At 36.2% G+C, this 13,918-nt stretch carries 15 protein-coding genes; 7 read left to right on the top strand and 8 right to left on the bottom strand.

Going from position 1 to position 13,918, the window contains the following annotated elements; translation table 11 throughout:
* Nucleotides 1-192 precede the first annotated feature (192 nt).
* Nucleotides 193-855 carry an outer membrane lipoprotein periplasmic chaperone LolA1 gene (lolA1, locus tag ACO1O5_RS18325; protein WP_486272811.1) on the top strand — a complete coding sequence of 221 codons (663 nt, stop codon included), beginning with the start codon at nt 193-195 and terminating at the stop codon, nt 853-855.
* A 51-nt stretch (nt 856-906) separates the two neighbouring features.
* On the opposite strand, the gene ACO1O5_RS18320 is transcribed toward lolA1, so the two are convergent.
* Complete coding sequence (locus ACO1O5_RS18320) at nt 907-1,464, bottom strand: UbiX family flavin prenyltransferase (protein WP_486272809.1); 558 nt, start codon at nt 1,462-1,464, stop codon at nt 907-909.
* A gap of 85 nt (nt 1,465-1,549) precedes the next feature.
* Between ACO1O5_RS18320 and ACO1O5_RS18315 the strand changes: the two genes are divergently transcribed.
* A complete protein-coding gene (locus tag ACO1O5_RS18315) occupies nt 1,550-2,107 on the top strand; it encodes a thioredoxin family protein (protein WP_486272807.1) in 558 nt (185 codons plus the stop codon).
* A gap of 418 nt (nt 2,108-2,525) precedes the next feature.
* Here the strand turns inward: ACO1O5_RS18315 and ACO1O5_RS18310 are convergent, their stop codons facing one another.
* The 3 genes from ACO1O5_RS18310 to ACO1O5_RS18300 all read right to left on the bottom strand — a co-directional run bounded on the left by ACO1O5_RS18310 (nt 2,526) and on the right by ACO1O5_RS18300 (nt 7,111).
* A complete protein-coding gene (locus tag ACO1O5_RS18310; RefSeq protein WP_486272806.1) occupies nt 2,526-3,806 on the bottom strand; it encodes an aminotransferase class I/II-fold pyridoxal phosphate-dependent enzyme in 1,281 nt (426 codons plus the stop codon).
* A gap of 166 nt (nt 3,807-3,972) precedes the next feature.
* Entirely contained in the window at nt 3,973-5,343 is a 1,371-nt protein-coding gene (locus ACO1O5_RS18305; RefSeq protein ID WP_486272804.1) for a dipeptidase, read from the bottom strand.
* A 310-nt stretch (nt 5,344-5,653) separates the two neighbouring features.
* The gene (locus ACO1O5_RS18300) at nt 5,654-7,111 is read right to left on the bottom strand and encodes an LptF/LptG family permease (RefSeq protein WP_486272802.1); all 1,458 of its coding nucleotides are present in this window, start codon (nt 7,109-7,111) and stop codon (nt 5,654-5,656) included.
* Between the two features lie 54 nt (nt 7,112-7,165).
* On the opposite strand from ACO1O5_RS18300, the gene ACO1O5_RS18295 reads away from it, so the two are divergent.
* The gene (locus ACO1O5_RS18295) at nt 7,166-7,834 is read left to right on the top strand and encodes a hypothetical protein (RefSeq protein WP_486272800.1); all 669 of its coding nucleotides are present in this window, start codon (nt 7,166-7,168) and stop codon (nt 7,832-7,834) included.
* On the opposite strand, the gene ACO1O5_RS18290 is transcribed toward ACO1O5_RS18295, so the two are convergent.
* On the bottom strand, nt 7,770-8,150 hold the full coding sequence (locus ACO1O5_RS18290; protein WP_486272799.1) for an START-like domain-containing protein: 381 nt from the start codon (nt 8,148-8,150) through the stop codon (nt 7,770-7,772). The two genes, ACO1O5_RS18295 and ACO1O5_RS18290, sit on opposite strands and share 65 nt — an antisense overlap.
* A 247-nt stretch (nt 8,151-8,397) precedes the next feature.
* On the opposite strand from ACO1O5_RS18290, the gene ACO1O5_RS18285 reads away from it, so the two are divergent.
* The 3 genes from ACO1O5_RS18285 (at nt 8,398) to dinB (ending at nt 11,159) form a co-directional block, all read left to right on the top strand.
* Nucleotides 8,398-9,273: a sigma-70 family RNA polymerase sigma factor gene (locus ACO1O5_RS18285; protein ID WP_486272798.1), complete on the top strand. Its 876-nt coding sequence runs from the start codon at nt 8,398-8,400 to the stop codon at nt 9,271-9,273.
* A 154-nt stretch (nt 9,274-9,427) separates the two neighbouring features.
* Entirely contained in the window at nt 9,428-9,949 is a 522-nt protein-coding gene (locus ACO1O5_RS18280) for a ribosome maturation factor RimM (protein ID WP_486272796.1), read from the top strand.
* A 31-nt stretch (nt 9,950-9,980) separates the two neighbouring features.
* Entirely contained in the window at nt 9,981-11,159 is a 1,179-nt protein-coding gene (dinB, locus tag ACO1O5_RS18275) for a DNA polymerase IV (protein ID WP_486272794.1), read from the top strand.
* On the opposite strand, the gene ACO1O5_RS18270 is transcribed toward dinB, so the two are convergent.
* The gene (locus ACO1O5_RS18270) at nt 11,130-11,546 is read right to left on the bottom strand and encodes an RrF2 family transcriptional regulator (protein WP_486272793.1); all 417 of its coding nucleotides are present in this window, start codon (nt 11,544-11,546) and stop codon (nt 11,130-11,132) included. The two genes, dinB and ACO1O5_RS18270, sit on opposite strands and share 30 nt — an antisense overlap.
* Nucleotides 11,547-11,674: 128 nt before the next feature.
* Here ACO1O5_RS18270 and ACO1O5_RS18265 point away from each other — a divergent pair, with 128 nt between their 5' ends.
* Nucleotides 11,675-12,313 (top strand): peroxiredoxin, encoded by a 639-nt coding sequence (locus tag ACO1O5_RS18265; RefSeq protein ID WP_486272791.1) that lies wholly within the window; start codon nt 11,675-11,677, stop codon nt 12,311-12,313.
* Nucleotides 12,314-12,324: 11 nt separating this feature from the next.
* Here ACO1O5_RS18265 and ACO1O5_RS18260 read toward each other — a convergent pair whose 3' ends face one another.
* Both ACO1O5_RS18260 and ACO1O5_RS18255 read right to left on the bottom strand, forming a co-directional pair.
* Nucleotides 12,325-13,050, bottom strand: a complete 726-nt coding sequence (locus ACO1O5_RS18260) for an RluA family pseudouridine synthase (protein WP_486272789.1) — start codon at nt 13,048-13,050, stop codon at nt 12,325-12,327.
* A 7-nt stretch (nt 13,051-13,057) separates the two neighbouring features.
* The coding region (locus ACO1O5_RS18255) for a pseudouridine synthase (protein WP_486272787.1) at nt 13,058-13,918 on the bottom strand (861 nt) is incomplete at its 5' end.

Raw genomic sequence — 13,918 nt, 5'->3', positions numbered from 1 at the left:
ATTGCATTCCAGGGAATCTAAAAAATTGATACCCCTCATAGCTTATTTTTTTGAGAGTTGATCTAATGCTTTTTATTTGTTTGCTAATATGATATTAACAGTTTGATTTCCTTTGTGGTTAAACCTTTGAAAGCTAAACAGCGTCTATAACGTATATTTGTGCCTTTTAAAAAGTCTTCTAATTCACGTATAATGGTTAAAAAATTACTTTCTTTAATATTTATATTATCTGGTTTTACTTCATTCTCGCAAAACAATTCTCTCGGTAAAAGTGATCCTGATGCAAAAAAAATACTGGATAATGTAAGTGCTAAATTTCAAACTTATAAATCCATTGAAGCGCATTTCACGCTTAAAATTGTAAATTCCGCCGGAAAGACTCTTGGCACCAAATCCGGGATTGTTAGCATGAAAAATTCGAAATATCGTATAAGTGTTTCTGATCAGGAGATATACAGCGATGGAATGAATATATGGACGTATGATAAATCTGCAAATGAGGTTCAAATAACAAAATTTGACGGGTCAACAAATACAATTACTCCTCAAAAAATGTTTACTAATTTTTATGATAAGGATTTCTTGAATAAATTAAATGGCGAATCCAAACAGGGAAATAAGACTGTTCAGGAAATTGAATTAACTCCGGTTGACAAAACAAAACCTTTCTTTAAAGTGCTTGTTGAAGTTGATAAAAAAACAAAATCTATCATCAGCACAAAAGTCTTTCAAAAAACCGGGGATAGATATACATATACTATTACCAGCATGAAAACAAATACTAATTTGCCTGATGAATTATTTGTGTTCAGCCCGGCAGATCATCCCAAGGTAGAAGTTATAGATCTTAGATAAAAGTTCTCTCGAAACTGCTCTGAAAAAAAGCGCCGCTTAACAGGGCGCTTTTTATTTTCCCCACCGGAAGGTGTCAATTTTTATTCCTGCCAGATCCAGCACGCGATCAACAACCGTAGAGGCGACTTCTTCGATGGTTTTTGGTTTGCTATAAAATGAGGGCGTGGCCGGGCATATAATACCGCCGGCAAGCGTAATTGTTTCCATATTGCGCAAATGGATAAGATTGTAAGGCGTATCTCTAACAACACATATGAGCTTACGTCTTTCCTTTAGCACCACATCCGCGGCTCTGGATATTAAATCGTTCGAAATACCTCCGGCAATTCTTCCGAGAGTTCCCATACTGCACGGAATAATTATCATAATGTCGTAATCGCCCGACCCGGAAGCAAAAGGAGCTGTAAAATCTGTCTTTAAATAATACTTCGCCGCGTAGGAATCATAGGTATTATTTTCTAATTCTGTTTGCCAAACCAATTTGGCATTATCTGTGATTACAATGGCAAGCGATGCCCACTGATCCCTGGCTGACTCCAGTTTATTTAGCAAAATTTTTGGATAAATTGAGCCACTGGCCCCGGTTATCGCAACGACTATTTTATGCATTGGTGAAAAAATTACACAGCGTGAGTAATATCAAAATTGTATTATCAAATATTTATAAAAATTTTTTTAATAAAAATCCAATAAAATGAGCTTAGCGTGCGTTTACTGTTTAATGGTAAAGAATAACAAATTTATTTTATTAGGTTTATTTGTTGTCTTGTGTTCTTTCAAAGTTACACCAACCACGCATGATAAATTAACCTGGATGAATATGCATGAATTAAAGCAGAAAATGAAATCTGATCCGAAACCTGCTTTAATTGATTTATACACCAATTGGTGTTATTGGTGTAAGGTAATGGATAAAAAAACATACAGCAACTCAAAAGTGATTGCATATATTAATAATCACTTTTATGCAGTAAAATTAGATGCGGAAACAAAAGACACCATAAATTGGAAAAATAATTCTTACAGCTATAACGATAATTATAAAATAAATGATTTTACTATGTATGTAACGTCGGGTCAGCCGGGATTTCCAACTACTGTAATATTAACGGATGATCATAGTGACCCTATTTCAATACAAGGGTTTATGGAGCCAAAAGAAATAGAGCCAATATTAAAATATTTTGGAGAAGGAGCGTACAAAACAGAAAGTTTTGAGGTTTTTAAGAATACTTTTAAAGCATCATGGTAAAATCCATGTAAAAATATTAAGAAGCAGCGAAAGCGGTTTCAAACTCGGTTTTTCATAGGATATTGGATTATAACAGGGGTGGATTTCCATCCGGCCCCTTTTTATTCTTTTCTAAGGAATACATCCAATGCAACGACTTGTGAAAAAATATCGACTTAATTTCTAAACTTAATGGTAAAGACCATATCAAAATATTAAGAAGCAGCGAAAGCGGTTTCAAACTCGGTTTTTCATAGGATATTGGATTATAACAGGGGTGGATTTTTATCCGGCCCCTTTTTTTGTTAATTAAATCTCAATAAAATTTCTGTATACAACCTTCAGAGAGAATTTGGAGACTATAATAATAGATTCTCAGTGTTAAGATTTAATGGTTAAGATTTTTGATAATCCCGGGCTTCTTTTTAGTTGCCCGGTTTTACATATCTCCCTTTTGTCCAAAACCCACTAAATCTGCCATATCTGGTATGTCATCGGCTTTATAGGCGCCTGCATCCAATTTCTTCTTAGTTTCTTCAAATGCATGAAGTGTAATTTCCGTGTCTTCATCCGTATGCGCTGCAGTTGGTATCAGGCGATAAATAATCTGGCCTTTTGGAATAACCGGAAAAACCACAACCGAACAAAAAATATTGTAGTTCTCCCTCATGTCCATTACCATATTGGTTGCCTCAGGAAGATCGCCTTTCATATAAACCGGCGTTACCGGGCTGTTTGTCGTTCCAATATCAAATCCTTTTTCTTTAAGTCCCTTCTGCAGTTGATTTACATTATGCCATAATTTTTTACGGAGTTCAGGCATGGTCTTCAACATGTCCATTCTTTTCAACATTCCTTCAACAACTACCAGAGGTAAACTTTTCGCGAATATCTGCGAACGCACATTGTATCGCAAATACGTCATTATACTTTTTGGTCCACTAATAAATGCGCCTATGCTTCCCATGCTCTTTACAAACGTGCTAAAGTATAAATCAACTCCTTTCTGGCAACCTTGTTCTTCGTCTGCACCTGCACCGTTAGGTCCCATAGAACCAAAACCATGAGCATCGTCAATAAGCAGCCGGAAATTATATTTTTCTTTTAATGCAACAATTTCTTTTATTTTCCCCTGGTTTCCGCTCATTCCAAAAACGCCTTCAGTAATTAATAGAATGCCGCCTCCATTTTTATCAGCCATCTTCACGGCTCTTTGTAACTGCTTCTCGCAATCTTCAATATCGTTATGTTTATATTTATAACTAAACCCAATGTGTAGACGCACTCCATCAACAATACACGCATGTGCTTCTCCGTCATACACAATCACATCGTGCCGGTTTACTAACGCATCAATACAACTCATGATACCCTGATATCCAAAATTCAGCAGCATCGCATCTTCGCGGCCAACAAAGTCAGCAATAATTTTTTCAAGTTCTTCATGCATCGTAGTATTTCCGCTCATCATGCGGGCTCCCATTGGGTTACCCATCCCCCAATGTGCAGCGGCTTCTGTATCTATCTTCCGGGTTACTGGATGATTTACCAATCCTAAATAATTATTGAGACTCCAAACAATTTTTTCTTTTCCCCGGAAAAACATCCTGCTTCCAAGTTCTCCTTCCAGTTTTGGAAACGCAAAATAGCCATGCGCTCTTTCAACATGCCTCCCAATTGGACCTCCATCTTTTATCATCTTTTCGAATACATCTACCATGTAAATATTATTATAATGTTATGAATGTTGGCAAAAATACGGCAATAACAATTAGAAAATTGGGCACAAAAATATTCGCAGGTGTGAGATGTAACATCAATTTGAAATGCCCGGCTAAAGCATAATTGCAACATATTAAAAAACGAGAAAAAGGCCGCTTCCTTTATTAATTGGATCCTTCTGCAAAGTATTTATGAAAATATGGAATGGTCTCTATGCCCTTATAAAAGTTTTCGATTCCATATTTTTCATTAGGCGAATGCAGGTTATCACTGTCAAGCCCAAACCCCATAAAAATAATTTTTATGCCGAGTTCTTTTTCAAGTATTGAACAAATGGGAATACTACCTCCACCGCGAACAGGTATGGGAGTTTTGCCGAATGTTTTTTCCACTGCTTTTGAGGCTGCTTTATAACCCCTGCTGGTTATTGGCGTCATATAAGGTTCCCCGCCATGATGTTCAAATGCCTTAACAGTCACAGATGGAGGTGCGATATTTGTAAAATAGTCTAATAATAACTTTGTCATTTTTACTGATGACTGATTTGGAACCAACCGTGCAGATATTTTTGCCGTCGCTTTTGAAGGCAAAACTGTTTTAGCCCCTTCACCCAAATAGCCACCCCAAATTCCATTTACCTCAAGTGTAGGACGAATTCCGGTTCGTTCATTTGTGGTGTATCCCTTTTCGCCCCACAGTTCGTTCACTCCTACTTCTTTTTTATATTCTTCTTCATCATAAGGAGCTTCATTCATTAGAGCCCTTTCTTCTGAAGTTGCTTCAAGCACATCATCGTAAAATCCGGGTATCGTAATATGATTATCTTCATCATGACATGATGCGATCATTTTGGAAAGTATGGTAATTGGATTAGCAACTGCTCCTCCGTAGGTGCCACTATGTAAATCTCTGTCAGCGCCCGTAATCTCCACTTCTATATAAGATAATCCACGTACACCAATGTCTAGTGACGGATTTTCCATACTTAACATTGAACTGTCACTTATTAAAATAACATCGGCTTTCAAAAGCTCCTTATTTCTTTCGACAAATGTTCCCAAATTGGGAGAACCAACTTCTTCTTCACCTTCAATAAGGAATTTAATATTGGTACTCAGGGTATTTGTCTTAACCATTGTTTCCAACGCTTTCACATGCATAAAAAACTGGCCCTTATCGTCTGCTGAACCCCGGGCATAAACTTTTCCATCTTTAATTACTGGCTCAAAAGGCCCACTGTGCCATAGCTCCAGCGGTTCAGCCGGTTGAACATCATAGTGCCCATATACAAGTATGGTCGGTTTATTTGAATCAATTATTTTTTCTCCATAAACAACAGGATGTCCATCGGTTGCCATTACTTCGGCTTTGTCAGCCCCGGAATCAAGTAAACTTTGCCTAACGGCCTGGGCGCATGCGAGCATATCGTTTTTGTGTTCGGTTTTTGCACTTACGGACGGTATACGCAATAATTCCATCATCTCATTTAGAAATCTTTCCTTATTTTTTTGCTGATAATCTTTCCAGGATTCCATGTAGTTTGTTTAGTTTTTTATTTGAATTAAGACGAATATATAACATTTGAAGAATACAATTAATCTATGTTGTATTGGGGAAAAAGCAGTAAAATAAAAATTAACAGAGGTATTTAAAATAATTGATTTTTTTTTGGATTACATAATTCTTAATATATACATTTGTGTTAGATTGCTTTTCAATTCATCAGCCTTTGTTTGGTTGCATCAATGTTATTTTATGGTGCTTCTTTGCAAAGGCTGAGTCAATTTCAGGATGTCTGCCCCGGAAATATTTGATTCTTTTCTAAATCTTCTTTTCTTTTTCAAATTACTTTTTTGCGGTAAAAGGATTTATTTTACTGTGCTTTATATTTTTAATAAGCCTGTAATAAAATTCTTTGTTGAATAATTGAGAGTCGTGCATGGCTTTATAGGTTAAGAAAAATCCAACCGGGGTAAGAACAATCACAGGAAGCCACATCCCAATTATGGGATCCAGAACATGATCTTTTGTAAATTTTTCTCCAAAAATATTAAGCAGGTAAAAAATCATAAAAAATATCAGGGCAACCACCAAAGGAAGACCCAGCCCACCTTTTCTAATGATAGAGCCTAACGGAGCTCCTATAAAAAATAACACCATACAGGCAATAGAAAGTGATAGTTTTTTATGCCATTCGATTTTGTGTTGTATTATGTCGTCAACCTGGCTGTCATATGTACTTGCGTTAACTTCCATTATTCCCCGAATGCTGGAAACAGTAGCCGCTGCCTGATCTCTTACGATTGTTTTTAAACTGTCTGGTATGAGATCATTAAAAGATTTCACTTTCTTATTTGGAATTTTTTCTTCTGCTTTTTCCATTTGTTTTTTCGTTCTTGCGCTATCATGATATCTTGTATAACGAATATATACTTTAAGATCTTTCTGGTTTTGCCTTATCAGCGAGTCTGGAATTTTCTTTAGTGAATCAATATCCTTATCAAGCAAACGTAATGTTTTCATGCGCATGTTATTCATGAAAAGACTGTCTGAAGTTTTTTGAATATTCAATTGGGTGAGATCAAATAATTTATTGTACTCCTTAAACCCCATTTGTACATATTCATTTTTTGGAGAATTATATTCCCCTTTTTCTGAGTAGCGATTTCCATTTTGCAGATGGAACTCTAGAAATTTCTTGTCTTTGCTCACCGTCATTTTCCCACTTTCCGATATGATGGTGTTATCCTGGATTCCATTCGATTGCTCATAAATTAAAACATTGTGCAGTGTACTTTTATCTTTTTCTTTTTTACCGACTTTAATAGCAAACCCGCGGAATCCGCTATAAAAAACGCCATCTTTTAAATCGAAAGCGGGGCTTTTTCTATAGATATCGTTATAAATGACAGCGAATTTTAAGTTAGCTACAGGGGCAATATAATTGGCAAACAAAAATGCAACTCCTGTTAGAATTATCGAGACAAAAAACAGGGGCCTCATAAATCGCAATAGAGATATGCCGGATGATTTTATGGCAACTAGCTCAAAATTTTCGCCCAGTTTTCCGAAGGTCATTATCGATGAAAGCAAAATAGCTATAGGCAGTGCAAGAGTAACCAGTGTTGCGCTCGCATAAATAAGAAATTTTGTAAGGGTAATAAAATCGAGACCTTTACCAACAAGATCATCAATATATTTCCACAATATTTGCATCATAAATACAAATAATGTTATGAAGAATGTGGCTATAAAAGGCCACATGAAAGCCTTAAGAATTAGTTTGTCAAGTTTTCTAAACATGCAGATAACCCGTGCGGGATGAAATATTGTTCGCTTTAATTGTAAATTTCGTTAATGAACACTCAAACAAAAATACATCTTTCAAAACTTGAAATGGAACTGGTCCAAAACCGGGAATGGATTTTAACGAAACACTCGATAATTGATAAAGTGTACCAGCTTTTTGCGGAAATGCTTACGATTTATAAAGAAGTAACATTTCGACAAACTTTCTCAATAATTGATTCTTATAAACATTTAGGAGGAAAAATTTCGAGAGGGGAAAATTATATGGGACTTCCTTATGTTATGTTGGATTATCCTGCTTCATTTAGCAAAGAACGCATTTTTGCGATACGAACATTTTTTTGGTGGGGCAATTTCTTTAGTATATCACTTCATGTTTCCGGAAAAAAAAATCCAGTTCAAAAAAATTTTTCAGAAATTTTTTTGTTTCTAAAGGAAAAAAATTTTCATGTTTGCGTTAATGAAAATGAATGGCAGCACAACTTTGATCGTTACAATTATGTTGCTGTTTCTAATTTAAGTGAGAATACTTTTGAAAAGATTTTAACGCGAAATTTTTTCAAAATTTCAAAAAGACTCGAATTAAACAACTGGAATGAAGCTCAGGAATTTCTGAAGTGCTCTTTTGAAGAAATAATGGAATTTTTGAAAATCAGTTTCCCAGCCGATGAAAAAGATCCTTCACCTGGGTTTCCCATAGTTGACTCTGGTCTTTAATTTCCTTTTTATCTGCAAAATCATTTATCACCAAAATAGTTTGATTGGTTACTTCTGATTTATCTATGCTAAATTCAAAGTATTCATCCTTGGGAGAATTGAGCCAATGAAAGCGTATGGATTTATTTTCTTCACTTTCTACAACTTCAGCTTCTTCGCTGGAACCATTCCAGGCAAAACTAAAACGTCCATCTTGATCTTCAACTTTATCAGCAAACCATTCCTGCAATCCTGTTGAGGTGGACAAAAATTCATATAATATTTGTGGTGAGCATCTAACAGGGTATTCCAACGTATATCTTACTTTCTTACTCATTTTTTAAATTAAATCTGGTCTGTATATGTGCAATAATAGAAAATAAATTAACTAACTAACCTAATTTATTATTTTTTTTATTAATTATTTTTTTAGATCGATTTAAGAGATTGAGTACTTGCTTATTATTATTCGTAAAAAATTAACATTTTATTTGGTCACATACTTAAAACTATCTAAATTACGTTACTCTCTAGATTTATTGAACTACCACACCAAACTAAGTTTTAAATTTAAAATAAGTCTTATGAGTATGCGTCAGCTTAAAATTTCAAAATCTATAACCAATCGCGAAAGCGAAAGTTTAGAGAAATATCTTCAGGAGATTGGGAAGGTAGATCTTATTTCACCAGAAGAAGAGGTAAAACTTGCTCTAAAAATAAAGCAAGGCGACCAACAGGCACTCGACAAGCTTACAAAAGCCAATTTGAGATTTGTCGTTTCCGTTGCAAAACAGTATCAGAATCAAGGCCTTACTCTACCGGATTTAATTAATGAAGGCAATCTCGGCCTCATCAAGGCTGCTCAGCGCTTTGATGAAACGAGGGGTTTCAAGTTTATTTCATATGGAGTGTGGTGGATACGGCAAAGTATCATGCAGGCTCTTGCCGAACAATCCAGGATAGTAAGGCTTCCCTTAAACAAAGTTGGATTAACTAACCGGATTGCCAGGGCTTATACCCATCTTGAGCAGGAATTTGAACGCACGCCTACAGTAGAAGAACTAGCATTTTTTCTTGACATAGAAACCGAAGAAGTTGCCGCCACATTAAATGTAGCTGCAAGGCACGTAAGTATGGATTCCCCGTTAAGCGACGGTGAGGAAAGCACTTTAATAGACGTATTGGTTAATGGAAATGCCGATAGTGCCGACAAGCAGATCATGTTTAACGATTCGCTAAAAAAAGAAATAGCAAGATCGCTAAGTATACTAACTGAAAGACAGAAAGAAGTAATTTGTTTATTTTATGGTATTGGTATGGAACAACCCTTTAGTCTTGAAGATATAGGATTGAGATTTTGTCTCACCCGCGAAAGGGTTAGACAGATAAAAGATAAAGCTCTAACCAAACTTCGTTCGGCTTCGAGATCTAATCTTTTAAAAGAATACATGGGAGTATAGATTGTGTAATAATATTTTTTGAGTGAACATTTCTAAAAGTGTTCACTTTTTTTGTGCCCGTTTTGCAGTGATTCCAATTTTTTCAAAGGGTAAATTACTTGCGCCCATTGCATTTTTAGGGGATATTATTTTTCAAATACCTTTACTGCCAATTATGAATAATTATTTCAAAATAGGCAAGTTGGCCGCTACGTTTGGGTTGGAAGGCCAATTGATTCTTGAGCACAACCTGGGAAAAAAAACTTCATTAAAAGGCCTTGAAAATATTTTTATTGAGGAAACATCCAATTCGTTTTTGCCATATTTTATTGAGTTAAGTAAAATAAAAAATGAAAAAGAAGTTTACATTAAGCTTGAGGGGATTGTTTCAAAAGAAGACGCAAGAAAATTTGTAAAGAAAGAAGTGTGGCTGCTGGAAAATGATTTCAAGAAATTTTCTGCGAGTGCGGCTCCTATCTCCCTCCTTGGGTTTATGGTTGTTAATAAAGCCAGCGAATTGGGAGAAGTAGTGGAGGTTATAGAACAGCCTCACCAGGTTCTATGTAAAATTATACTGAATGGCAAAGAAGCGTTACTTCCGGTACATGAAGATTCGCTGGAGAAGATTGATAAAAAAAGCAGGAAATTGTTTTTGAATTTGCCAGATGGGTTGCTGGATATTTATAGAGACGCCTGATAAATGAAAATGTAAATTTGGGTATAACGTTATGCAAGTGGCCTCTTCAAATCTTATCGCTCACTTCGATCTCGATTCTTTTTTTGTTAGTGTTGAATTTATAAGGGATCCATCGTTAAAAGGGAAGCCGGTTATCGTTGGGGGAAGCAGGGAACGGGGTATTGTTACCACATGCAGTTACGAAGCAAGAAAATTTGGCGTTCATTCCGCAATGCCGATGGCAACAGCCATGCGCTTGTGCCCCCAGGCTATTGTTGTAAAAGGAACTTATGCCGAATATGGTAAATATTCAAAGTGGGTAACTCAAATCATAGCGTCCAAAGCACCACTTTTTGAGAAGGCTTCAATTGACGAATTTTATATTGATCTAACTGGCATGGATAAGTTTTTTAATCCGCTGAAATGGACAATTGATTTGAGGGAATTGATTACAAATGAAACCGGCCTTCCAATTTCATTTGGCATTGCAAAAAATAAGATGATCGCCAAGATGGCAACCAACGAAGCAAAACCAAATGGATTTTTGCAGGTGCCATTGGGAAAAGAAAAGCAGTTTTTGGCATCCCTGGAACTTAACAAAATCCCTGGCGTGGGCGATCAAACCAACCAGGTTCTGCAATATCATGGTTTTAAATACATAAAAGATATTCATAACAGTACTCCGGAAAAACTGGAGAAAATCTTAGGTAAATGGGGAGTCGAACTGTGGCATAAAGTTCAGGGGAATCATCGATCTACTATCTCAGCTTATCATGAATCAAAATCAATTTCAACAGAAAATACTTTTGAAGAAAATATAACCGATGTAAATAGATTAATGGGTGAAATTGTAAGGATGGCGGAAAAAATTGCGTTTGAACTTAGAAAGGAAGAGAAAGTTGCAGGATGTGTCACTGTAAAACTTCGCTATCCCGATTTTGAAACCACTTCCAGGCAAACGAGTATTCCTTATACAAGTGCCGATGATGAAATTATTCCAGTAGCGAAGAACCTGTTTCATAAGTTATATAAAAAAGGGCAGCCGATAAGGCTGCTTGGTGTTCGATTGAGTGATCTGACTAACGATGCATTACAAACAAATCTTTTTCAGAATATAGAAAGAAAAAATATTTTATACAAAGCCATTGACGATGTAAAAAACAGGTTTGGAAGTAACAGTGTAAACAGGGCGTCGGGAAAATCAAATCGTGGCAAAAATAATATCGTGTAGGGTTTTCTTTTCCAATATTTTTAATGTTGCGTCTCTTGTAATAGTCATAACCTTGCGAATGCCACAATGCTTTTCATCGCAATCTTCGCATTTTTCATAGAAATTTAAGCTCACACACGGCAACAAGGCGATTGGCCCGTTGATAACGCGAATGACAGTAGCGAGGTTTATTTTTTTAGGAGAAACTTTTAAAAAATAGCCGCCTCCTTTTCCCTTTTTGCTTTCCAGCAGATCTACTTTTTTTAATTCATTTAAAATATTTTCCAGGAATTTTAATGGGATTTTTTTTGCCTTAGAAATATCGGAAATAAGAATTGGTCCCTGGCCATAATTTTCGGCCAGGTAAGAGAGAGCACGGAAGGCATATCTTGTTTTTTTAGACAGCATTTTTTAAAAATATAAATTGAATGTAAAGAGAGTTATTTTCTCGTTTATGCAAATTTATAAAATATCCCCTACTAAATTGGTAGGATATTAATATCTTCGCAAAATCTTTAAAATAAAATCTATTAATTATGAGTTTACAATTAGGCGATACAGCGCCAGACTTTACAGCAGAAACAACCGAGGGTAAAATAAATTTCTATGAATTTCTTGGCGATAGCTGGGGTGTCCTTTTTTCTCATCCGGCTGACTTTACTCCCGTATGTACAACAGAGTTAGGCAAAACTGCTGCTCTGAAAAAAGAGTTCGAAAAGCGTAATGTAAAAGTGCTTGCCGTGAGTGTTGATCCATTGGATAAGCATAATAGCTGGAAGAATGATATTAACGAAACGCAGCATGTATCTGTTGAGTTTCCCATAATTGCCGATGAGGATAAAACGGTAGCCAATCTCTACGGAATGTTGCACCCGAACGCTTCTGCGACAGCGACAGTTCGTTCACTTTTCATAATTGGTCCTGATAAAAAGATCAAATTGATGATTGTTTATCCGGCGTCCACTGGTAGAAATTTTGTTGAAGTATTGCGGGTAATTGATTCTTTGCAACTCACTGCCGATTATAGCGTAGCAACACCGGCAGACTGGAAGGAAGGAGAAGATGTAATTGTGGTTCCGGCCGTTAGTACCGAAGATGCTATCAAGAAATTTCCTAAGGGAGTAAAGGTTATTAAGCCGTATTTGCGGTACACTCCACAACCGAACTTAAATTAATATTTAAATCATTAGCCCCTGTTCTTTTTTAATTGCTGCAATAGAGCTTTTATATCTTTTGGAACAGGTGCTTCTAAAGTATGCGGGTTATTATTGGCATCTTTAAAATTTAACCGATAAGAGTGCAAGGCCAGTCTGTTTAAGATTGGCCTTTCTTCTTCTTCCCTTTTACTCAGGTTGTATTTCTTTTTAAACGATGAAAGTAGTATCGGTTTCTCATCTCCGTACACCGCATCGCAGGCAATGGGATGGCCTGCGAATTTCATATGAACCCTTATCTGATGTGTTCTCCCGCTGTGAATGTTGAATTGAACAGCGGAATAAATTCCGTAATCTTCCAAAGTTGTGTATTCAGTTAACGATGCTTTTCCTTTTTTGTTTATTGTCATTTCTCCTTTGCGAAACGGATGTTCTGCAATGGGTTCATCTATTGTTCCCGTTCTAACCGGGAGGCTTCCACGTACAATGCCCAAGTAAATTTTTTCGATATTTCTTTTTTCGAATAATTGGGAAAGATATTTATGGCTCGTTTCATTTTTGGCAAATAATACAAGCCCGCTTGTATCGCGATCAAGCCTGTGAACAATAAAAATTTTACCGTATCTGTCCGTTAGTATTTTGTACAATGATAACTGCGTCTCATCGTGCCTGTCAGGTATCGTTAGCATACCCGCAGATTTATTTACGGCAATAAAATCTTCATTCTCAAATATTATTGAAACTCCCCTTAATTCCATCTATATCTTAATTAAATTCGGGTGAATCGGTGGATTCATTTTTTCTCGAAGCTGTGCGTATGGATTTTTGTTTGTTCATGTATTTCAACAAGCGAATTTCTTTTTCACTTAGGTAACGCCACTTCCCACGCTCTACATTTTTTTTGGTGAGGTTGGCATACATAACCCTGTCCAATCCTTTTACATCATAACCTAAATGTTCAAATATTCTGCGAACGATGCGGTTACGTCCACTGTGTAGTTCTATTCCAATAACGCTTTTATCTTTCGGGTCGGCATAGGCCAAAGCATCGGCAAAAATTTCTCCGTCTTCCAACTTTAGACCATTTAATATTTTTTCAAAATCACTTTTTGTCAACGGCTTATCTAATTTTGCTTCATATACTTTTTTTACGTTGAAACTTGGGTGGGTAAGCTCCTGCGTAAGTTGCCCGTCGTTAGTGAGTAGTAAAACACCTGAGGTGTTTCTGTCTAACCTGCCAACAGGATATATTCTTTGATCGGTAGCATTTTTAGTGAGTTGCAAAACAGTTTTTCTATTCTGAGGATCATCAGTAGTTGTGATGTAATCTTTCGGTTTATTCAATAAAATATAGACAAGATTTTTCGTAACAAATAATTTCTTGCCATTAAAAACAACGTCATCTTTCTCGGTTACTTTAAATGCAGGTTGCGTGACAACTTTTTTGTTAACTGACACTTTGCCCTCAATAATTAGCGCCACCGCATCGCGTCTTGAAGTTACGCCGCAGTGTGCTAAATATTTATTCAACGGCATTTCCGGTGTAGCTGAACTTTTTTTAGGAGCGGAAGGTGAAACCACCGTTTGCTCTTTTTTTGACTGCGGATATTTTTGTCGTTTATCTTT

Source organism: Ginsengibacter sp. (assembly GCF_057362405.1).
The sequence above is the reverse complement of the archived record's forward strand: the minus strand, read 5'-3'. Positions and strand labels throughout refer to the sequence as shown.